This is a genomic window from Verrucomicrobiia bacterium (assembly GCA_026414565.1).
Taxonomy (GTDB): Bacteria; Verrucomicrobiota; Verrucomicrobiia; order Limisphaerales; family Fontisphaeraceae; genus Fontisphaera.
Genome location: JAOAIT010000061.1, coordinates 174,200 through 194,963, shown reverse-complemented (window position 1 = coordinate 194,963; position 20,764 = coordinate 174,200). Strand labels below are relative to the sequence as shown.

The 20,764-nt window shown below is 62.3% G+C and carries 20 protein-coding genes; 10 read left to right on the top strand and 10 right to left on the bottom strand.

Annotated elements, in window-relative coordinates; all coding sequences use genetic code 11:
- Window positions 1–99: 99 nt before the first annotated feature.
- Window positions 100–1,401 carry a Gfo/Idh/MocA family oxidoreductase gene (locus N3J91_15280; protein MCX8157782.1) on the bottom strand — a complete coding sequence of 434 codons (1,302 nt, stop codon included), beginning with the start codon at window positions 1,399–1,401 and terminating at the stop codon, window positions 100–102.
- Between the two features lie 76 nt (window positions 1,402–1,477).
- Here N3J91_15280 and N3J91_15275 point away from each other — a divergent pair, with 76 nt between their 5' ends.
- Complete coding sequence (locus N3J91_15275) at window positions 1,478–4,114, top strand: hypothetical protein (protein MCX8157781.1); 2,637 nt, start codon at window positions 1,478–1,480, stop codon at window positions 4,112–4,114.
- 103 nt (window positions 4,115–4,217) lie between these two features.
- On the opposite strand, the gene N3J91_15270 is transcribed toward N3J91_15275, so the two are convergent.
- Entirely contained in the window at window positions 4,218–4,556 is a 339-nt protein-coding gene (locus N3J91_15270; GenBank protein ID MCX8157780.1) for a hypothetical protein, read from the bottom strand.
- Window positions 4,557–4,783: 227 nt separating this feature from the next.
- Between N3J91_15270 and N3J91_15265 the strand changes: the two genes are divergently transcribed.
- From N3J91_15265 to N3J91_15245, 5 genes are all read left to right on the top strand, one after another.
- The gene (locus N3J91_15265; GenBank protein MCX8157779.1) at window positions 4,784–5,824 is read left to right on the top strand and encodes a PmoA family protein; all 1,041 of its coding nucleotides are present in this window, start codon (window positions 4,784–4,786) and stop codon (window positions 5,822–5,824) included.
- A 22-nt stretch (window positions 5,825–5,846) separates the two neighbouring features.
- Window positions 5,847–7,304 (top strand): Gfo/Idh/MocA family oxidoreductase, encoded by a 1,458-nt coding sequence (locus N3J91_15260; GenBank protein ID MCX8157778.1) that lies wholly within the window; start codon window positions 5,847–5,849, stop codon window positions 7,302–7,304.
- A gap of 219 nt (window positions 7,305–7,523) precedes the next feature.
- Window positions 7,524–8,144: a DUF4339 domain-containing protein gene (locus N3J91_15255; protein ID MCX8157777.1), complete on the top strand. Its 621-nt coding sequence runs from the start codon at window positions 7,524–7,526 to the stop codon at window positions 8,142–8,144.
- Between the two features lie 175 nt (window positions 8,145–8,319).
- The gene (locus tag N3J91_15250; GenBank protein ID MCX8157776.1) at window positions 8,320–8,787 is read left to right on the top strand and encodes a DUF4339 domain-containing protein; all 468 of its coding nucleotides are present in this window, start codon (window positions 8,320–8,322) and stop codon (window positions 8,785–8,787) included.
- The gene (locus N3J91_15245) at window positions 8,774–9,256 is read left to right on the top strand and encodes a DUF2752 domain-containing protein (protein ID MCX8157775.1); all 483 of its coding nucleotides are present in this window, start codon (window positions 8,774–8,776) and stop codon (window positions 9,254–9,256) included. Before N3J91_15250 ends, N3J91_15245 begins: the two co-directional genes overlap by 14 nt.
- Here the strand turns inward: N3J91_15245 and thiE are convergent.
- The 7 genes from thiE to N3J91_15210 form a co-directional block, all read right to left on the bottom strand.
- Window positions 9,233–9,898, bottom strand: coding sequence for a thiamine phosphate synthase (thiE, locus tag N3J91_15240; protein ID MCX8157774.1), 666 nt, complete (start codon window positions 9,896–9,898; stop codon window positions 9,233–9,235). The genes N3J91_15245 and thiE overlap by 24 nt on opposite strands.
- A gap of 30 nt (window positions 9,899–9,928) precedes the next feature.
- The gene (accC, locus tag N3J91_15235; GenBank protein MCX8157773.1) at window positions 9,929–11,305 is read right to left on the bottom strand and encodes an acetyl-CoA carboxylase biotin carboxylase subunit; all 1,377 of its coding nucleotides are present in this window, start codon (window positions 11,303–11,305) and stop codon (window positions 9,929–9,931) included.
- Window positions 11,306–11,364: 59 nt separating this feature from the next.
- Complete coding sequence (gene accB / locus N3J91_15230; GenBank protein ID MCX8157772.1) at window positions 11,365–11,877, bottom strand: acetyl-CoA carboxylase biotin carboxyl carrier protein; 513 nt, start codon at window positions 11,875–11,877, stop codon at window positions 11,365–11,367.
- Window positions 11,878–12,117: 240 nt separating this feature from the next.
- Window positions 12,118–12,555 (bottom strand): type II 3-dehydroquinate dehydratase, encoded by a 438-nt coding sequence (gene aroQ, locus N3J91_15225; GenBank protein ID MCX8157771.1) that lies wholly within the window; start codon window positions 12,553–12,555, stop codon window positions 12,118–12,120.
- A gap of 180 nt (window positions 12,556–12,735) precedes the next feature.
- Window positions 12,736–13,062: a pyrimidine/purine nucleoside phosphorylase gene (locus N3J91_15220; GenBank protein ID MCX8157770.1), complete on the bottom strand. Its 327-nt coding sequence runs from the start codon at window positions 13,060–13,062 to the stop codon at window positions 12,736–12,738.
- 166 nt (window positions 13,063–13,228) lie between these two features.
- On the bottom strand, window positions 13,229–13,474 hold the full coding sequence (locus tag N3J91_15215) for a zinc ribbon domain-containing protein (protein ID MCX8157769.1): 246 nt from the start codon (window positions 13,472–13,474) through the stop codon (window positions 13,229–13,231).
- A gap of 49 nt (window positions 13,475–13,523) precedes the next feature.
- The gene (locus N3J91_15210; protein MCX8157768.1) at window positions 13,524–14,408 is read right to left on the bottom strand and encodes an adenylate/guanylate cyclase domain-containing protein; all 885 of its coding nucleotides are present in this window, start codon (window positions 14,406–14,408) and stop codon (window positions 13,524–13,526) included.
- Between the two features lie 231 nt (window positions 14,409–14,639).
- Here N3J91_15210 and N3J91_15205 point away from each other — a divergent pair, with 231 nt between their 5' ends.
- The 4 genes from N3J91_15205 (at window position 14,640) to N3J91_15190 (ending at window position 19,242) form a co-directional block, all read left to right on the top strand.
- Complete coding sequence (locus N3J91_15205; GenBank protein MCX8157767.1) at window positions 14,640–16,337, top strand: CotH kinase family protein; 1,698 nt, start codon at window positions 14,640–14,642, stop codon at window positions 16,335–16,337.
- A gap of 268 nt (window positions 16,338–16,605) precedes the next feature.
- Window positions 16,606–17,652 carry a hypothetical protein gene (locus N3J91_15200; protein MCX8157766.1) on the top strand — a complete coding sequence of 349 codons (1,047 nt, stop codon included), beginning with the start codon at window positions 16,606–16,608 and terminating at the stop codon, window positions 17,650–17,652.
- Window positions 17,653–17,671: 19 nt separating this feature from the next.
- On the top strand, window positions 17,672–18,520 hold the full coding sequence (locus N3J91_15195; GenBank protein MCX8157765.1) for a glycosyltransferase: 849 nt from the start codon (window positions 17,672–17,674) through the stop codon (window positions 18,518–18,520).
- Between the two features lie 74 nt (window positions 18,521–18,594).
- Complete coding sequence (locus tag N3J91_15190) at window positions 18,595–19,242, top strand: hypothetical protein (protein MCX8157764.1); 648 nt, start codon at window positions 18,595–18,597, stop codon at window positions 19,240–19,242.
- Between the two features lie 62 nt (window positions 19,243–19,304).
- Here the strand turns inward: N3J91_15190 and N3J91_15185 are convergent, their stop codons facing one another.
- The gene (locus N3J91_15185) at window positions 19,305–20,699 is read right to left on the bottom strand and encodes an MBL fold metallo-hydrolase (GenBank protein MCX8157763.1); all 1,395 of its coding nucleotides are present in this window, start codon (window positions 20,697–20,699) and stop codon (window positions 19,305–19,307) included.
- Window positions 20,700–20,764: the final 65 nt, after the last annotated feature.

Here is a 20,764-nt window from a genome sequence, read left to right as displayed (position 1 = left end):
CCCACACCCGCAGACTGACACCTAATGTATCGCCTTTTTACACAAATGCCAGCCCGATTTTCCCATCCCTGCCCGCGCCTGTCCGCCCCTCCTGGCCCGCTAAATCTTCCATCCCGCCCGATACCGATGCTGGACGAACTTGTCCGCCTCCGGGGCGTTGGCCGCCCGCAGCTCACGCCAATTCCACTCCAGCTTCTTCTGCGCGCGATAGGCCACGTTGCCCAGCAGGGCCGTCTCCGTCAATGGCCCGGCATAATCAAAGTGGCAGGTGGGAGTGCCCCCATTCCGGATGGCCTCCAGCCACTCGGCATGGTGTCCCGGACTGTCCTTGATAAACGGCTTGGGACGCTGGAAATTGGCAAATTTTTGCTCCGGCCACAGCTCATGATTCGTGTAGTTGGCAATGATTTGGCCCTCCTCGCCCACAAACAACACCCCGCTGCGCCACTGCCGATATTGCTCGGGCGTCAACCGCTCCGGATACCGCCCCTGCCCCTGATACCAATAGAGTGTCACCGGCGGTTTGTTGCCGCGGGCCGGATGCTCATAGCGCACCTTCAGCCATGTGGGCACCGACTCCGCATCCACCGGCGGGCCCTCAAGCACCTCCACCGCGCGGGGATGCGACAGCTCCAGCGCCCAGTGGGGCAAATCCATGTAGTGACAGCCAAAGTCCGCCAGCGTGCCCCCGCCAAAGGCCCACCAATTACGCCATTTGAACGGCACCCATTCCGGGCTGTAGGGCCGAAACTCCAGCGGGCCCAGCCATAAATCGTAATTCAGCGACGGCGGCACAGGGGGGAATTCCGTGGGCATCTTGACGCCCCCATAAACCACCTGCACCCATACATGCACCTCGCGCACCGCGCCAATCACGCCGCTTTGCACCAGCTCCACCACCCGCCGATAATTGCGCGAGGCATGGATTTGCGTGCCCAACTGCGTGACCTTGCGTTTCTGCCGGGCCAGCTCGGTGATGCGCCGCGCCTCGCTCACCGTGCGCGCCAGCGGCTTCTCACAATAAATCGGCAGCCCCTTGTTGAGCGCCGCCGCCGCAATCACGGCGTGGCAATGATCCGGCGTGCTGATCACCACCGCGTCCAGTCCCTCCACTTCCAGCAGCTCCCGAAAATCCTGAAAGGTTTTCGCGTTGGGAAAACGCTGGGCGGCCAGGCTCAGGTTGTTCTTATCCACGTCGCATAGCGCCACAATGTTTTCAAACGCCACGGCACGCAAGTTTTCCCCGCCCCGATTGGCCACGCCGATCACCCCCAAATTCAGCTTGCGGCTGGGCGGCACTCCGCCGTTCTGCGACCACACCTGTGGAGCCACCCCGGCCAGCGCCAGTGTGCCCAAAGACATTCCCGCCAGAAACCGGCGGCGCTTCATTGGCTGATTCATAGTCTCATTATACTCCCGCCCCGCCCCTTGGCCAGCAGATGTTGCGCCCGGACCGCAGACGCGGTAGCCTCAAGCCATGAACACCTGCTGGCGTCACAACCCCGCTTTCCGCCCCCTTTGGGTCTCCGTGCTGCTCGCGCTGCTGGGGGGCTGGCTCCCCGCCGCCACGCCCATGTTGCGCGTATTGCAATCTTCCCCGGCCGCTGCCAACCGCCTGCAAAACGCCGGCTTCGAGCAGGCCCAAAACGGCCGCCCCGCCGGTTGGTCTGCCTATCAACGCGGCTTTGAACTGGTCCCCCACGGGGGGCGCCACGGCACCCAGGGCATCCTCTGCCACAATGAGCAGCCCACCCCCGGCAGCGGGGCCGCGCAAACCGTGGTGCTCAACCAAGCCGAACCCGCGCCGCTCCTGGTACAGGCATGGAGCAAGGCGGAAAACGTCAGCGGCAGCGCCGACAACAACTACTCCCTGTACGTGGATTTGATCTATGCCGATGGCTCCCCCTTGTGGGGGCAGACGGCCAATTTCCGCTGTGGCACACACGATTGGGAAAAACGCGAAGTGTGGATTGTGCCCGAAAAACCTGTCAAACAGCTCACCGTATATTGCCTCTTTCGCGGCCACACCGGCAAAGTTTGGTTTGATGACCTCCGCCTGGAGGAGCTGCGTCCGGAGGCTGGGGCTTCCTTCTTCCAGGGCGCCTTTGCCAGCCGTCCCCCAGAAGCCCTGGCCCCACCCCCACCACCCGCGCGCACCGTCCAAACCTCCGATGGGCTTCGACTGGAGATGGCCGGTGATTATGTGCTTGGCGGCAGTTGGCCGCGTGGGGCTGCCCCCGGCGGTTTCATGGTGCGCGACGTGGCGCGCGCCAGTGATTTCCTGCCCTTTCAAAACGGACAATGCCCCGAGCTGGGCCTGCGGTTGGACTACACCCTCACCCCCCGCTCCAACCACCTGGTGGTTACCGGGCGGCTGACGGATACCACCGACCAGGACCGGGCCGTCACCCTGGTTTTTGCACTGCCTGTCGGCACCAATGGTTTCTTGCCGGACAGCCTGGGCGATCATTTCGGCCCGGTCATCCGGCCGCCCCGCGCCTACCGGGCAGAAACGCAGGTCAAGTGCGGCGCGACCGGCACGCTGGCGCTCTATCCCGTCTTCCCCATGTGGCAGGGCAACACGGGCCTGGCCCTGGGGCTGGACATGGCCAAGCCGGCCATTTACCGCCTCGGTTACGATCACACGCTGCAATGGCTCTGGATCGCCTACGATTTCGGCCTGGCACCAGATACCCGAAATTTCCCCCGGGCCGCTGAATTCCAGTTTGTCCTCTATCATTTTCCCGGCGCGCAAGGCTTCCGGGGCGCCTGGCAGAAATACATGGAGATTTTCCCCGACCATTTCGTGGTGCGCTCCCGCGACCAGGGCATCTGGATGCCCTTCACGGACATTTCCACCGTTCAGGACTGGCAGGATTTTGGCTTCAAGTACCACGAGGGCAACAACAACGTCCCCTTTGATGACGCCCACGGCATCCTGAGCTTCCGTTACACCGAGCCTATGACCTGGTGGATGCCCATGCCCAAGGAGACCCCACGCAACCGCGAAGCCGCGCTGAAAATCCGCGATGAACTGTTGGAACGCGGCAAACCCAACCAACGCACTCCCGCCCAGGTCACCCTCGTGGCCGCCATGCAGGATGAAGACGGACACCCCGCGCTTTTATTCCGCAATGAACCCTGGTGTGACGGCGCCATTTGGAGCCTAAATCCCAATCCCCACCTCCCCGGCCCGGTCAATTTTGCACAATGGCACTGGAGCGAGGACATAAAAAAACGGCTCTACGGCCCGGACGCCAAAGGGCAGTTGGACGGTGAATACCTGGACTCCCTGGAAGGCTACGTCACCACCGACCTGAACTACCGCCGCGATCACTTTGCCCACACCACCGTGCCGCTGACCTTCGCCACCGAGACCCGCCGCCTGGCCCTCTTCAAGGGCCTGGCCGTCTTCGAATTCACCCGCTGGTTCTGCGACGACGTTCACCGCCTGGGCAAACTCACTTTTGCCAACGGTGTCCCCTATCGCTTCACCTTTCTCTGCCCCTGGCTCGACATCATGGGCACGGAAACCGACTGGAATCACAACGGCCAATGGAATCCCCCCGGCGATGCCACCCTGAGCCTGTGGCGGTTCATGGCCGGCGCCAAACCGTACGTCCTGCTCATGAACACCCATTACGATGCGTTCACCCCCGATTTGGTGGAAAAGTATTTCCAGCGGTGCGCCTTCTACGGCTTCTTCCCCAGCATGTTTTCCCACAATGCCTCGGAAAATCCCTACTGGCAAAACCCCAAGTGGTACAACCGCGACCGCCCCCTCTTCCGCAAATACATCCCCATCATCAAAGAAACCGCCGAAGCCGGCTGGCGGCCCGTCACCGGCGTTTCGAGTGACAACCCGGCCCTGTGGCTGGAGCGTTTCGGCACCGAAGCCAGCCCCGCCATTTACGTGACCGCCTTCAACCCCACCGCCCAAACCCAGTCAGCCACCCTGCGCTGGCAGCTCCCCCACTCCACCGGCCCCGGCTCCTGGAAGGTGGAGGAGCTAATCACCGCACGCCCCATCGAATTTGCCGCTACCACCGCCTCCTGGCCCTGCACGCTCAAGCCGGAGCAGGCCGCCGTTTTCAAAATCACTCCCTCCCGCTGACGCCCGACCGGGAAGCCTACCGATCCCCCCGGATTCCAGCATCCCGCAAAAAAAACGCGGCCCACCCGGGGCCGCGTGACTGAAGCCATTCAAGGCTCGGGGCTTACCGGCAGTGCCGGGGATGCCCCCAATGCCCATAAAAGATTACCCCGGGCACCACCACCCGCGGATACACCACCACGGGAGGAGGAGGCGGCGGCGCCACATACACCGGCGCAGGAGCCACCACCACCGGCGCGGGCGCGACCACCGGAGCCGGAGCCACCACCGGGGCGGGCGCAGGGGCCACCACTACGGGCGCCGGCGCCACGTACACCGGCGGCGGAGGCGGGGGCGGGCACACCACCGGCAAACCGATGGAAATCGAAAAGCCGAATCCACCGGCCATCGCCTTCACTGCCGTCAACCCCATCAGGCAACCTGCCAAAAGCAACCGTTTCATAACTTGTCCTTTCTTTGCGGCCTCACCTTGAGGCCTTCACCAGATTGGACTCGGAGCCGCGCCAATTATTCGCAGCCCCCCGCAATTTTTTCGCACTAATTCTTTGAATATCACACCTTGGCTGACTCGTCAAAACTCCCCTTTTCCCCTGGCCCCAAGGGCATGTCCTTCCACCCGGTAAAATTATTTGATTTGACCAGCGGGGCGGCGCGTCCAAATATCATTATATGACTCAACGCACCGTTTATGCCTTCCTGGCGCTTTGCGGCCTGGCCCTCGCCCAGGCGCCCGCCCCGGCCGCCGAAGGGGTGGAAGTTGTGGACAACCAGGACCGCGTCACCGTCAAAATCAACGGCCAGCTCTTCACCGAGTACTGGTACCGCGGCAATCAGCATCCCGCCCTTATCCGCAGGAAAAATGCGGATGGCACCACCACTGTGGTTACCAATGCCACCCGCAAGACGTATTATTGGCCGCTCATCGGCCCCAACGGCCTGCCCATGACCCGCGGCTGGCCGATGGTGCCGGATGCCGAAGGCGAGGAAAAAGACCATCCCCACCACCGCTCGCTCTGGTTCTCCCACGGGGCCGTCAACGGGGTTGATTTTTGGAGCGAAGACGGCAAGGCCGGGCGTATTGTGCATGACCAGTTTCTGGAATTGAAATCCGGCAAAGACGCCGGCTGGATCCGCTCCTCCTGCCGCTGGGTGGGGCCGGATAACAAAGTCGTCCTGACCGATGAGCGCATTCTGCGCGTGTACAACCGCCCGGCCAATGAGCGGTTGTTTGACTTCGAAATCACCCTCAAGGCGCCCCGGGACCAGGAGGTCGTGCTGGGCGACACCAAGGAAGGCACCATGGCCGTGCGCGTGGCCGAAAGCATGCGCTTGAATCGCGGCAAAAACGTCAAAGCCGAAGGCCGCATCGTCCTGAGCAACGGCGTCGAAGGCAATAATGCCTGGGGCAAGGCCGCCGAATGGTGCGATTATTCCGGCCCCGTCCGCGGGCAGCGCGTGGGCATCGCCATCATGCCGCATCCCGCCAACCCGGTGCATCCCACCTGGTGGCACGTGCGCGATTATGGCCTGTTTGCCGCCAACCCCTTTGGCGTGCACGACTTTGAGAAAAAACCGCCCGGCACCGGCAATCTCACCATCCCGGCCGGCAAATCAGTGACTTTCCGCTACCGTTTCTATCTCCACGAAGGCGATGAGAAACAGGCCCGGGTGGCGGAGCGCTATCAACAATACCTCAAAGAAGTTAAATAACCCTGAACCCCCTTCCGTACCTATGAAATCTATCCGCACTCCTTCCCGGCGTCAGTTCCTCAAAACCACCGCCGTGGCCGCGGTGGCCACCAGCCTGAGCGCCCGTTCCTGGGCCCAGGTGGCAGGCTCCAACTCCGACATCCGCGTGGCCGTCGTGGGCTTTGGCGGCCGCGGCGGCGATCACATCCGCGGTTTTGCCGCCCAGCAGGGCACGCGCCTGACGGCCTTGTGTGATTGCGACACCAAAATCCTCGAAGGCGCCGCCGAAAAACAACGCCAGCAGGGCAGGGAAATTGAGACTTACACCGACATCCGCAAGCTCCTGGAAAGCAAAAATGTGGACGTCGTCTCCATCGCCACCCCCAACCACTGGCATGCCCTGGGCGCCATCTGGGCCATCCAGGCCGGCAAGGATGTGTACCTCGAAAAACCCGTCTCCCACAACGTCTGGGAGGGCCGGCAAGTCGTGCTCGCCGCCCGCAAATACAAGAAAATCGTGCAGACGGGCACCCAGAGCCGCAGCAGCCGCGAGGGCATCCTGCCCGCTGTGGAGTGGGTCAAGGCCGGCAATCTGGGCAAAATCGTCATCGCCCGCGGCCTCTGCTACAAGCGGCGCGACAGCATCGGCAAGGTGGACGGCCCGCAACCCATCCCCGCCAACATTGATTATGATCTCTGGTGCGGCCCGGCGGAAAAACTGCCGCTCATGCGCAAGCGCCTCCATTACGACTGGCACTGGGTCTGGAACACCGGCAATGGCGACCTCGGCAACCAGGGCATCCACCAGATGGACATCTGCCGCTGGTTCCTCGGTGAAATGGAGCTGGCCCCCTACGTGCTGAGCGTGGGCGGTCGCCTCGGCTACATTGACGACGGCGAAACCGCCAACACCCAGATTGTCTTCCAGGGTTACGCCAAGGCCCCGCTCATCTTTGAGGTGCGCGGCCTGCCCGCCAAACCCGGCGGCCAGATGGACGTGTACAAGGGCGGCAGCGTGGCCGCCATCATCGAGTGCGAAAACGGCTACGTCACCGTGCCCAACTACCGCAGCGCCATTGCCTATGACAAGGAGGGCAAGGAAATCAAACGCTGGGCCGATACGGGGGACAACAATCATTATGCCAACTTCCTCAAGGCCGTCCGCAGCCGCAAATACGAGGACCTGAACGCCGACATCCTCGAAGGACATCTCTCCAGCGCGCTCTGCCATACCGGCAACATCTCCTATCGCCTGGGCGTAAAGAAAAACCCGGACGAAATCCGTGAGGCCATCAAGGCGGACAAAGGATTCCAGGAAGCCTTTGACCGCATGGCGGCCCATCTGGCGGCCAATAACGTGGACATCACCAAGGACTTGTTGACGCTGGGCGTGCCGCTCCGCATGGACCCGCGCAGCGAGACCTTCCTGGGCAACCAGGCCGCCAACCAGATGCTCACCCGCAACTACCGCGCACCCTACATCGTCCCCACCGTCGCCTGAGCGCGGCGGTTGCCCCCCCACACTCCAGCCGGCTGCACCGCGGCCTGGGCAGGACAGGGGCGGCAGGGTTGACACCATTCCATCCCCGGCAGCGGGGCCGGAATAAAATCCGGCCCCTGTCTGCTTCTCCGGAGGAATTGCGGGTTGCCAACGCCAGCCGGGCGGTTTACTGTGGTTCGCGTAAGGGCATTAGCAACCTCATAACATCCGCCATCGTTTATGTACAAAATCATCGGAGCCGACGGCAACACCTACGGGCCGGCCAGCCTCTTGGAGTTGCAGGGATGGATTCGCGAGCGCCGCGCCAACGGCGACACCCTGGCGCAAGGACCGGGCATGACGGATTGGAAACCGCTGCGTGATTTCCCTGAGTTTGCCCAGGTATTGCAGGAAGTTGCCGTCCCCGGCGTGGCGGCGCCGCTGGCCCCGGCTCCGGCAATCAACCCCGCCGAAATGGTGGCCGGGCCGGCCGTGGGCTTGATGGTTTTGGGGGCCTTGATCATCGTCGGGAATCTCTTTGGCATGGTCAGCAACCTGCTGGGCCTCTCCACGCCCATGACCCAATCCACCGGCGATCCCAACATGGATAAGTTTATTCAGCTTATGTCCGGCACGGTGGGGATTATTTCCGCCATCATTGGCATATTCCTAGGCATCGCCACCATCGTGGCCGGAATGCAGATGCGCAAGCTGCGGAGTTACAGCTTCGCCATGGCCATGTTGATTCTTAACATGATCCCCTGCTGCAACAGTTGCTGCTGTCTGATCGGCCTGCCCATTGGCATCTGGGGTCTGACGATCCTCATGAAGCCGGAGATCAAAAGCGCCTTTCAAAAATAAACCGGCATGGCATCACCCCGGCCCCATGAATCATTCCCGGCAAAGACCCCCCAGCCAAAGGCGGGCCGCCACGCCCCCGATGGATGCAGCATGGGAATCCGGGCGCGCATTCATGATCCTTTTGCCCCGCCGCAACCAGAATCACCCCCGGCCGTTAAACTGATACCGCAAGGCCATGTATAGGGTAATCGGCGGCGACGGCCGGGAATACGGCCCGGCCAGCGTGCAGGAGGTCCGCCAATGGCTGGCCCAGGGACGGCTGCATGTCCAGTCCTTGGTCCGAAGCGAAGCGGAGCCCACCTGGCGTCCCCTGCATACCTTCCCCGAATTGACCCCTCCACCCCCCGCGGCGCTTGGGGCCGTCAGCCATCCCCCCACCTCCAACCCCATGGCCCTGTGGGGCTTTGTCTTCGGCCTGCTCTCGCTCTTGGGCTCCTGCCTCTGTTGTTGCGCCTGCCCCGTCAACCTTCTGGCCATCCTTTTCTCCACCTTGGGCCTGGCTCAGGCCAGCCGCGAGCGGGATACCCACAGCCAGACGCTGGCGGTGGTGGGGCTGATCCTGGGGATTTTAAGTTTGGTTGAGTCCGTGGTGGCCACCCTCGTGGCCGCCCTCTCCAATGCCTTGATCCATGTCGTCCGTTGAGCCGCCCCCGCTGCTGACGCCCCCGCCGGAAACCGCACAGCCAGCGCCCGCTGAACCGCTCCCGGCACGAAAACCGGCCCGTTGGGCCGCGGCTCTGGCCCTCCTCCTCGCCGTGGGCGGGCTGGCAGTGTTGTATTTTGTAAATCCGGAAGGAAGCCGCCTCTACCCCAAATGTTTCCTCTACCAAACCACCGGCCTCCAATGCCCGGGTTGTGGCGGGTTGCGGGCCGGCCATGCGTTGCTGCATGGGGACCTGGCCGCCGCCTGGCGGCTCAACCCCCTGCTGGTGGTGCTCTCCCCCCTGCTGGCGTACGTCGTGCTGCGGGAATTCATGCGGGCGGCCTTCGGACGCGACTGGCCCACCCCCTTCCGGCGGCCTTGGACGCTCTGGGCGCTGCTGGCCGTGCTGCTCTTCTACATGGTCTGGCGCAACCTGCCCTGGTTCTTACGCCTGACCGGCAGCACCTGAGCCAAAGTCCAGGGCACGACGAAAAGCCCGGCAGGCGGCGGCCACGTCGGGCGCATTCAAGATGGCCGAAACCACGCAAATCCTCCGGGCACCCGCGGCCATCACGGCCGCCACATTCTCCAGGGTGATGCCCCCGATGGCAAACCAAGGAATCGGCACATGGGCCGCCGCCCAGCGGACATATTCCAGCGTCACCGGTTTGGCGGTGGGTTTGGTGCCGGTGGCAAAAACCGGCCCAATCGCTATATAAGCCGGTCCGGCGGCCAGCGCCCGGCGGGCCTGCTCGGGGGCGTGGGTGCTAAGGCCGATCTGAAGGGATGCGCCCGCCGGCACCAGCTCGGCCACCTGCTGATGGCCCGCCTCAAAAAAATCCTCCTGTCCCAGATGGCAGAACTCCGCGCCCACCTCCAGGGCGATTTGCGGGTGATCATTGATGACCAGCGGCACCCCGTAATCCCGGGTAACCGGCAGGACTTCCACCGCCATCCGCCGGATCACCTCCGGCGGACAATCCTTGGCCCGAAGCTGGAGGATGTCGCACCCCCCCTGACACAATTCCCGGGCCACCTCGGCGGGCTTGCGTCCCCGCAGGTAGGCGGTGTCCACAAACCCGTACAACCGGCACTCGGCAAGCGGCTTCACAAGGCGTGAAAAAACGGCCCCGTACCCGGCTCAGGATTTCTCCTCGTACAACTCCCGCCGCGCACTGCCCAGGAGCTGTTCCACAAAGGCGGTGGTGTACACCCCCCGCCGGAAATTGGGGTCCTGCAAAATGGCCTGCTCGAAAGGAATCGTCGTCTTGATGCCGGTAATCATGTATTCGCCCAACGCCCGGCTCATGCGATCCAGCGCCTCCCGGCGGTCCTTGCCGTAGGTGATGAGCTTGCCGATCATCGAATCGTAATAGGGCGGTATGGTGTAGCCCGCATATACGTGGCTGTCCAGCCGCACCCCCCGCCCCCCCGGCGGATAGTACATTTCAATCCGTCCCGGGCTGGGCCGGAAATCATCAAAGGGATCCTCCGCATTGATCCGGCACTCAATGGCATGACCTTTGAAGGTCACATCCGAAAGCTTCAATGGCTCACCCATGGCCAGCAATATCTGCTGTTTCACCAAATCCACGCCCGTGACCTCCTCGGTGATGGGATGCTCCACCTGAATCCGCTTGTTCATCTCGAGGAAGTAGAAGTTGCCGGCGTCATCCACCACAAATTCCACCGTGCCGGCGTTGGTATAGTGCGCGGCCTCGGCAATCTTGATGGCGGCCTTGCCCATCTTCTTCCGCAAGTCCTTGTGCTTGTGCTCGATGAAGGGGGAGGGGGTTTCCTCAATGATTTTCTGGTTGCGGCGCTGGATGGAGCAATCGCGCTCGCCCAGATGGATGATGTTGCCGCGGTTATCGCCCAGGATTTGAAATTCAATGTGCCGGGGATTCTCAATGAATTTCTCGATATACACCCCCGAATTGCCAAAGGCCTTCTCGGCCTCCGTACGGGCGGTGTGGAAGCCTTTGATCAGGCTCATGTCGTTGTGCACCAGGCGCATGCCGCGCCCGCCGCCACCGGCAATGGCCTTGATCAACACCGGATAGCCGATCTTCTGCGCCACCTGAATGGCTTCCTGCTCGGTCTCCACCAGCCCTTCCGACCCGGGCGGCACCGGCACCCCCGCCTTTTTGGCCAGCACCCGGCTGGTGGCCTTGTCCTTCAGCGCCTCCAAAGCCCGGGGATTGGGCCCGATAAACCGGATGTTGCAGCTCTCGCAAACATCCGCAAAATGGGCGTTCTCCGACAAAAACCCATACCCCGGGTGGATGGCATCCACATCGGCAATTTCCGCGGCCGAAATCAGCCGCTCAATCCGCAGGTAGCTTTCTGAGGCCGGCCCCTTGCCAATGCAGATGGCCTCATCCGCCAGTTGCACGTGGATGCTGTTGGCATCGGCTTGCGAAAACACAGCCACCGTTTTGATGTTCAGCTCGCGGCAGGCCCGGATGATGCGTACAGCAATTTCTCCGCGGTTGGCGATGAGGATTTTCTCAAACATGCAGGGGTATGGTGTGTAAGTTGTTGCGGGATAACAACTTGCAAATCATCAAACCTCGCTTACAAGGGGCGAACCTTGAACAGCGGCTGGCCAAACTCCACCGGCTTGGCATTGTCCACCAACACGGCGGTGATAACCCCACGCATCTCGGCCTTAATCTCGTTGGTGCGGGGGGTGGGTTCGATGATGCAAACCACGGTGTCGGGATTGACCTCCGTGCCCACTTCCACATAGGCAGCCGACTCAGGCGACGGGGCGCGATAGAAGGTGCCAATCATCGGGGACTTAATCTCCACCTCGTTGACCGCGGGTACCGGCGCGCTCGGGGCGGGAGCCACCGCACCAACCGCCGCAGGGGCCTGGCTGGCCACCACGGGCACATAGGCCGGAATACCCCCCTCCTCTGCGCCGGAGCCGGCAGCCCCGCCCGCGGCGCGTTTGAGCCGGATTTTGAACTCCTGCCCTTTTTCCAACTCGAACTCGCTAATCGAGTTCTTTTTCATCAGGTCTATGATGGCCTTGATGTCTTTTAAGTCCACAGGAACCTCCTTTTGCAGGGGTTGCTCAGCCAAATCCGCAGCCTGTAAAAATGCTGATTCATTTGCTAAAAAAGCAGTTTCCGCAACTTTCGGAACTGCTCTAGCCAATGTCACAAATCGGGGGGGGATTATGCCAGAAACTAATTCTGCGTCAAGAGGCAAAACAACAGGCTAAAAATGGTAAAAATTAGCTCTTTTTTGCCTCGTAACCCGGTTTTTTGATGAAAAACCCCCTTTTTTAAGCCAAAAATCAGGTCAAAATGACCGGCATTTTCATGGCTTTACTTTAACCTTAACGGCAGCTTCCACAGCCAAAACATACGAATTGGCCCCAAAACCGCTAATCTGCCCCAAACAAACCGGGGCAATTAGGGAGCGATGCCGGAATTCTTCCCGGGCGTGAATGTTTGACAGATGCACTTCGATGGTGGGCACTCCGGCGGCCACAATGGCGTCCCGCAGGGCCACGCTGGTATGGGTATAGGCCCCGGCGTTCAAGAGGATCACGTCGAACTCCCCCCGCGCCTCCTGAATCCAGGTGACCAGCTCCCCCTCATGGTTGGATTGCCTAAAATCCACCTCCGCCCCATGCCGGCCGGCAGCCTCGCGTACCATGCGCTCGACGTCCGCCAAAGTTTGGCTGCCATAAATCCCCGGTTCACGAGTGCCCAGCAGATTCAAATTGGGCCCATTCAGGACAAGCAGTTTCATGGCTCCCAGCAGGCTAAGCCAAGGCCCGTGCCTTGTCCATCGGATAATCGTGCGCCCAAACCAGCGGCGGACTCCCCCATGACCCTGGCCGGCGCTTGGAGGATATTATATTAGGAAGGAAAAGCCGCCCCTAACCCGGCCCGCTAGGACACCGGCGGAAGCATGGGACGGCAGGCAAGGCTATTGCAGATAGGTGCAGACGTACTCGCAAATGCCGTCCTTCACCTCAATCTCAAAGCTGGACTTTGCCGGCACGTGGAAATTGGTGCCCCCCGTGAACGTCTGGGCGGGTTGACCATTGACCTGCACGGTGCATTGGCCGGCCACAATCTCCATGCGCTCCGGCGCTTCGGTGTTAAAACGGTATTTGCCGGGGTAAATCAACCCCAGCGTCTTGCGGGTGCCATCCGGAAAAATCAACGTGTGGCTGACCACCTTGCCATCAAAGTAAATGTTGGCTTTGGCCACCGCGGTCACGCCGACAAACTGAATCGGAAACGTTGACATAATGGCAGGGGAGTTTTTGGTTTTCACCGCATTTGTCAAGCCTTGAAGCCGGATTATTTTCGCCGCCTTGGGGCTTGCCTGCCTCCCCCCCGGCGGCAGCCGCGCGGCCCGGCTCGAGCAGGGACGCACCACCACCCCGCCGGCGTCCGCAGCGGCCCTCCGAGGTTCACTGCCGCTCGTACTCGCCCTTCCCCAGTCGCTTGTACACGGTGAAACCAGCCTTTTTGGCGTCGCTGATGGACAACGGCTTGAGCTTGTGCGGCGTGCTGAACTGGCTCAGCACCTTGCGCACCGGTTTGCGGCAGAGGGGACAATGCGTTACCGGCGGCGCGCTGGCCGAACGGCGCAAAGTGAAGCGGCCGCCGCAAATCTGGCAGTCGCCCTCACAAAGCTCGTATTCATACAGTGGCATATACTCTACCCCGTCACTCAGGGCAATTTCCGGCAACGCGCCGGACGCGTCAAGCCGGGGGCGGCGGGCCGGGGGGCGCAAAAAATTCAAAGTCTCCCTCAAAACCATGCAGGGGATGCCGCCCCACACTGCGGCATTCGGCGGCCGGGTAAAGCAAGGCGGCGGCCGGGGCGCTCAAAAGGCACAGTTCTTTGAGCTGACTGGCCACTTTCTCCATGCGGAAAACATAGTTCACATCGGGGCCGATGAGACTGTTTTCGCCCAGGGACACGGCATTGTCCACCGTGATCCGGCCCCGGTGAATGACGACCCGGAAGGAAAATTCGCGGGTCTGCTGTTGGAGCGCGCGCAGGGTTTCCAATGTTTGCCGCACTTTTTCCGGCGGCACCCCGGCCTGCGGCCAGTAAGCCAGAAAACCATCGCCCAGGTATTTGTTGATCACCCCATCCTGCTGCTCAATGGCCTCTTTGCAGGCGCATATCCACCGCCCCACCAGTCTGGCCAGCTCGTCGCCCGGCACGCTTTGGCTCAGCGGGGTAAAGCCCACGATGTCCGCCACCAGCAGCCACAACTCCTCGGTTTTGATGTCCTTGAGGGTCACATAATTGGTGGTGCGGGGTGCCGGACTGTCGCCCGGAAACAGGGGCGCTTCGGATTGCAGGAAGGTGAAGGTGGTGGAGCCAATTTCGATTTTGTCGTGATCGTGCAGTTGCACCGGCTGCCGCAGCCGCCGGCCGTTGATGAAAACCCCGTTGGAGCTCCCCAAATCCACGATCCAAAATTCCCCCGCCCCCTGCGGATGGATGAGGGCATGGCGCCGGCTTACCCGCGGGTCTCCCGGCAGGGAAAGGGCGTTTTGCGAGGCGCGCCCGATGGAGAGTGGTCCCTGCACAGGAATGCGGTCGCCCGCCGCAGTTTCCAGCCATGCTTCCATGTATCCTATGCTAGGCTGCAGCCGCCAAAAATCAATGAGATTATCGGCAGGCTGGAGGGAGAAGCGCACCCCCCAATCCGGCATCCGCTCCACCCCGTCACGCCACACGCCAAAGGCGTCAGCCGCCCACCTTGACGGTCTGCTGCCTTCACCCTGCCCCATCGGGGGGAAGCCCCTTTGAATGCCACGTGTAACCGCCGCCCACATTTTCAAGTCTGATGAACTGTGAATGTGAATCATAAACATCCCGGCTGGCGGGTGATGATGGGGCTGATTCTGGCGCTGGGGGGATTTTTCTGGCATGCGCTGGCCCAGCCTGCTGATGGTTTTCCCCCCTTCGGCCCGGGTGGAGGACCGATGGGCGGCCGTGGTTTTAATCGGGGTCCGGGCGGCCCGGGCGGCGGCTTAGGTCCCGATGGCATGGGGGGCGTGCAGGAGCGTTACGCCCTGGTCAGCAAGTTTGACAAAAACAACGATCAGCGCCTCGACGCCGCGGAGCGCAAAGCCGCCCGCGAGTTCATTCAACAGGAAAAAGCCGCCGGCCGCGGCCCGCGCCTGCCGGGGCCAGGCCCCATGCGCCGGGCCGTGGATACCACCCCGCCCCCGCCTGGCCCCTCTGTCTCCCCCGCCGACGTGCCGAAATGTCCGGACAAGCCACTCTACGACTTGGGAACCGTCCGCACGCTATTTTTCTATTTTGAAAACCAGGACTGGGAGCAGGAACTGGAAGATTTTTATCATACGGATGTGGACGTGCCCGCCCGCCTGGTGGTGGACGGCCGGGAATATCGGGACGTGGGGATGCGCTTTCGCGGGGCCTCGTCCTATTTCACCGTGCCCCGCGGGTACAAACGGTCCCTGAATGTTTCCCTGGATTTTGCCCATGACGAGCAGCGGCTGATGGGGGTGCGAACGCTGAATCTCCTCAACTCCCACAATGATCCCTCCTACCTGCGCTCGGTTTTATACCTGCAGGCCGCAAGGGAATACGTCCCCGCTCCAGAAGCCAACCTCGTGCACGTGGTCATCAACGGCGAAAGCTGGGGCATTTTCGTGAACGTGGAGCAGTTCAATAAAGACTTCATCAAAAAATGGTTCGGCACCACCCACGGCGCCCGCTGGAAAGTGCCCGGCAGCCCCCAGGGCCGCGGGGGCCTGGAATACCTCGGCGACAAGGCCGAGCCGTACAAAAAGATTTATGAAATCAAAAGCAAGGACGAGCCGGCAAGCTGGGAGGCGCTCATCAGACTCTGCCGTGTCCTGAATCAAACCCCCACCAATGAGCTGGAAAAGGCCCTGGCGCCCCTGCTGGAAGTGGACGGCGTGCTGAAGTTTCTGGCGCTGGAAAATGTGTTCATCAACAACGATGGCTACTGGACCCGCGCCAGCGACTACAACCTCTATCTGGATGAAAAGGGCCGCTTCCACGTCCTGCCCTATGACAGCAACGAAACGTTCCAGCCCGCCATGCGCTTCGGCCCGATGGATGGCGGACGCCGCGGCCTGCGCGGGGGCGGCAACCCCGCCCGGGGTGTGGAATTGGAGCCGCTGGCGGGCGCCGATGATCCCCGCAAGCCGCTGTTAAGCAAATTGCTCGCCGTCCCCGCCCTCCGCGAACGTTATTTGAAATATGTGCGGCAGATCGCGGAGAAACACCTGGATTGGAAGAAAATCGAGCCGCTCGCCACCGCCCTGCAAAAGAAAATCGCGCCCATCGTAAAAGCCGACACGCACAAACTGGAGTCCTACCAGGCTTTCGAGCGTTCCCTGGCTTATGAGATGGAAGGTGACACCTCGGCAGCACCGCCCCCTCTGGCTGGCGGCTTTGGCCCGCCGGGATTCCGCGGGCCGCCCGGCGGCAACCTGAGCCTCAAAAATTTTGTGGTGCAGCGGCGGGTCTATCTCCTGGAGGCCACCGCCCGCCCGTAAACCCCGGGGCCGCGCCTGTCTCCCCTCCAACCCGCCTCGCGTGAATCCACGGCCGGGGCGCCTGCCCGCGCCCTTTCGTGATGGCACGCCAAGGGGCAGCCGGTCATCTTCGAGTGCCCCGGCGGCGCGCGAATACCCGGCCGCTCCCGCTCGCCTGCTCTCCGGCCATTCCCTTCTGGCCAAGAAGAAGGAGATAAGCTAAGTTAACCCTGACAGAACAGCCCTGAAATCAACCCTTGGGATATTGGCAATATAGCAGTCACTCGATATGCGTTTCTCCCATCCATGCCCCGGCCATCCGCGGTGGATGGCGGCCTTTTTCGGCTTGAGCCTGATGCTTGCCCCCGCCGCCGATGTACAATACTACGGCGTGGTCAAATCGGGCGTTTACACCCAGACCGTGAGCGCGGCGCCGGCGCCCATTGGCACCAATGCCTTCCAGTTCATCAGTTTTGTCATTGCCACCGGCCCCAACGTGGTGACCAACGCCACCGTGCGCCTTCCCAGCGGAGCCACGCGCCAACTGGCCACCAACATCACCCAGGGGTTGATCGGCATGCTGGCCGGCGGCCAGGATGCCATCTGGCTCTACAGCGAGGAGTTCCCCACGCTGGCCGCCCTGGACGCCGCCTATCCCAGCAGCTCCAGCATCATCACCCCCAGCCGCTACACCATGAACATGTGGACCCTCAATGACGGCTATCGCAGTTATCAACTCAGCTACGCCGGCGCCACCATCCCTCCCACCCCCAACATCCTCAACCTGACCAACGCCCAGGCCATCGAGCCCTCCCAGGACTTCACCGTGCGCTGGAGCTCGCTGGCCGGCGGCTTGATCCCCAAGGTCGTCTATTTCACCATCATAGATCGCCAGAATCGCACGGTGCTCAGCAGCCCCGCCCCCTTCACCGAGGGCGCCCTCGACGGCAATTCCACCAGCTATGTCATCCCCGCCAACACCTTGCAGTTGGGCGAGTCGTACATGGGCACCTTGATTGTCTTTCAACCGGCCCTCCCCAATACCGAATACGCCACCGGCTTGATTGGGCACATGCGCACCACCAGCTTCCCCCTCCGCACCGTGGCGCCCCCCCCGCCGGCCCCGGCCCAACTGGTGGATGCGCGCATGGACGGCGAGCAGTTTGTGGTTGAAATCCGCCTGCAGCCCGACCACCCTTACGAGCTGCAAGTGAGCGACGATTTGCGGCAATGGACATCCGTGATGACCATCAACTGGCCCATGCCCACTTATTTGCATCGTGACTCGGATACCCGGGGCAGCCCCCGGCGGTTTTATCGGGTGATTGCCCGCTAAGCCCGGGACGCGGGCAGTCATGCGTTTTTCCATCATCACACCTTCCTTTCGCAGTGGAGCCTGGCTCAAGCTCTGCATCGCCTCGGTGGCGGATCAAACCGTGCCCCATGAGCATTTGGTGCAGGATGCCGGCTCGGACGATGGCACCCTCGACTGGCTCCTCCAGGATTCCCGCGTCCAGGCCTTCGTGGAAAAAGACCAGGGCATGTATGACGCCATCAACCGAGGTCTGCGCCGCGCCCGCGGCGAATACCTGGCCTACCTGAACTGCGACGAACAATACCTGCCCGGCGCGCTGGCCGCAGTGACCGATTACTTCGACCGCCATCCGCAAACCGATGTCCTGCTGGCCGATGCCATCATTGTCAACCCGCAGGGCGAATACCTCTGTCACCGGCAGGCGCTGACCCCCCGCCGGGCGCACACGTGGGTTTCCGGCAACCTCTCCCTGCTGACGTGCGCCACCTTTTTCCGGCGGCGCCTGCTGGAGCGCGGCCTGTATTTCAATCCCGCCTACCGGGATTTGGGGGACGCCGAATGGGTGCTCCGTCTGATTGATGCTGGCGTGCGCTTTGACTGTCTGCCGCTGGTCACCACCGCCTTCACGGACACGGGCGAGAACATGAATCTCAAACCCAACGCCCGGCGCGAGCGGGCCTTGTTGCAGGCCAGCGCCCCGGCGTGGGCGCGCTGGTTGCGGCCCCTGATCATCCTGCATCACCGCTGGCGGCGGCTATGGGCCGGGCATTATTTCGTGCCGCCGTGCACCTACGCCATTTACACCCGGCAATCCCCGGAGCGGCGGGTGACCTTCCATGTGGCCCGCCCCACCGCCGTGCACCGGCGGCACCCGGGCTCCGGGGGTTGAACCAGGCCCACCCGGCCGGCGACGCCGCCCAATCCCCCCTTGTCAGGCGGCGGCATTGGCGTATTATCCACCGCGTGCAGGAACGTCGCACCTACTGGCTGCCCATGCTGTTGCTGATGGTGGCCGCCGCGGTGACGCGCACGCCGGAGCTGATGCCGCCCAATTTCAGTGCCATGATCGCTCTGGCGTTTTGCGCGGGCGCCTTTTTTCCCGGCCGCCTGGGCTGGGGGCTGCCGCTGCTCACGCTGCTGGTGACGGATGTGTTGCTCAACCGGTTTGTGTATGGCGTCGCTCTGTTAAGCCCCGGCACCCTGGCCTTCATGGCCGGCAACTATGCCGTGTACCTGCTGGTCATCGCCCTGGGCCGCAAAATCAGCCACCGCGCCTCCTTCCTGGGACTCCTGGGCGGCGGGCTCCTGGGCGCGATTGTCTTTTACTTCCTCACCAACACCCTCTCCTGGCTGCTCAACCCGGCCTACGTGAAAACCCTGGCCGGCTGGCTGCAAAGTCTTACCACGGGCGTCCCCGGTTATCCGCCTACCTGGAGCTTTTTCCTCAACACCCTCGCCAGCACGGGCTTGTTCACCGGCTTGTTCTCCGCCGTGATGAAATTCAGCGCGGCCGCCGAGGCGGCCCGGGAGAAAGAAGCGGCGGAAGAAAGCGAGCCCGAGGAGGAAACCGAGCCGGCCGCCGAGCCTGAACCCGAAGAAAGCCGGGGTTAAACGATCTGCCTCGCCGGCGGCGGGAAAGGCCAGCCCCCCTGGCCGGCCCGCCCAACCGCGGCTCACACCTCCATCGTGTCGCCCTGCCGGGGCACCAGAATCTCCGCGTCCGGCCGCCATTGACGCAGGGACTCCGCAAAGGCGAGGCACTGGTTTTCCTCACCATGCACAACCGCCACTTTTTTGACGTGGCCGTCCAGGCGGCGCACGTAGGCCATGAGTTCATTTTTGTCCGCATGGCCGCTGAAGGCGTCAATGGAAGCCACCTTGGCGCGGACGTGGTGCGGCTCCCCAAAGATGTTCACCGGCGAACGCCCCGCCAGAATTTGCGCGCCCAGCGTGTGCTCCGCGCAATAACCGATGAACAACACGAGGTTGGCCGGGTTGCCAATGTGGTTCTTGAGATGATGCCGGATGCGCCCCGCCTCCGCCATGCCGGAGGCGCTGATGATGATGGCCGGCTCCTTCAGCTCATTGAGCTTCATCGAGTGCGACTGCTCGCGGATGTAAGTCAGGTTGTCCATGCCGAAGGGGTTGGCCACCTCGCGCAGGAATTTGTAGATGCGATCATTAAAACATTCGGGATGCAGCCGGTAGATTTCAGTCGCATTCACACTCAACGGGCTGTCCACGAAAATGGGCACTTTGGGGATGCGCCCGGCCAGTGTGAACTGATGCAGCTCATACACAATCTGCTGGGTGCGGCCCACCGAAAAACTGGGAATGATGACCTTGCCGTTCTGGGCCAGCGTCTCGCTGACAAGGGTGGCCAGCAGCTCGAGCGACTGCGGTTTGGCCGTGTGCTCGCGCCCCCCATACGTGGCTTCAATCTGCAGGTAATCCACGTTCTCCACCGGCTGCGGATCCCGCAGGATGTCATCGTTGCCCCGGCCCACATCCCCGCTGAAAAGGTAGCGGTATTTGCGCCCGTTCTCGCGAATGTCCAGCACCACCTGCGCCGAGCCCAGGATGTGGCCGGCATCGCGAAAAGTCAGCGCGACCCCGTCCCCCACCGGCATGGGACGGTCATAATTGATGGCCACAAACTGGCGCACGGCCAGCTCGGCCTCGGTGGCGGTGTACAGCGGCTCCACCGGCGGCAGCCCCTGCTTGGCCCGTTTCTTGGACACAAACTCGGCGTCCGCCTTCTGAATCTGCGCCGAGTCCTCCAGCATCACGCTGGCCAGATCGCGCGTGGCAAACGTGCAGTAGATGTTGCCGGTGAATCCGTGCCGGCACAGGTTGGGCAGGTTGCCGCAATGATCAATGTGCGCGTGACTCAGAATGACGGCATCAATTTGCGCCGGGTCAAACGGAAAGTTCCGGTTGCGTTCCATGGTCTCCCCCCGCCGGCCTTGAAACAGCCCGCATTCCAGCAGCAGACGCTGGCGATTTACTTCCAATAAAAACAACGAGCCCGTGGTGGTGCGGGTGGCTCCGTAAAACGTGACGCGCATGGCGCGACTATGCCTGCGCCGACGCCCCCAATAAAGGATAAAGAAAAACGCCTCAGCCCCACCGG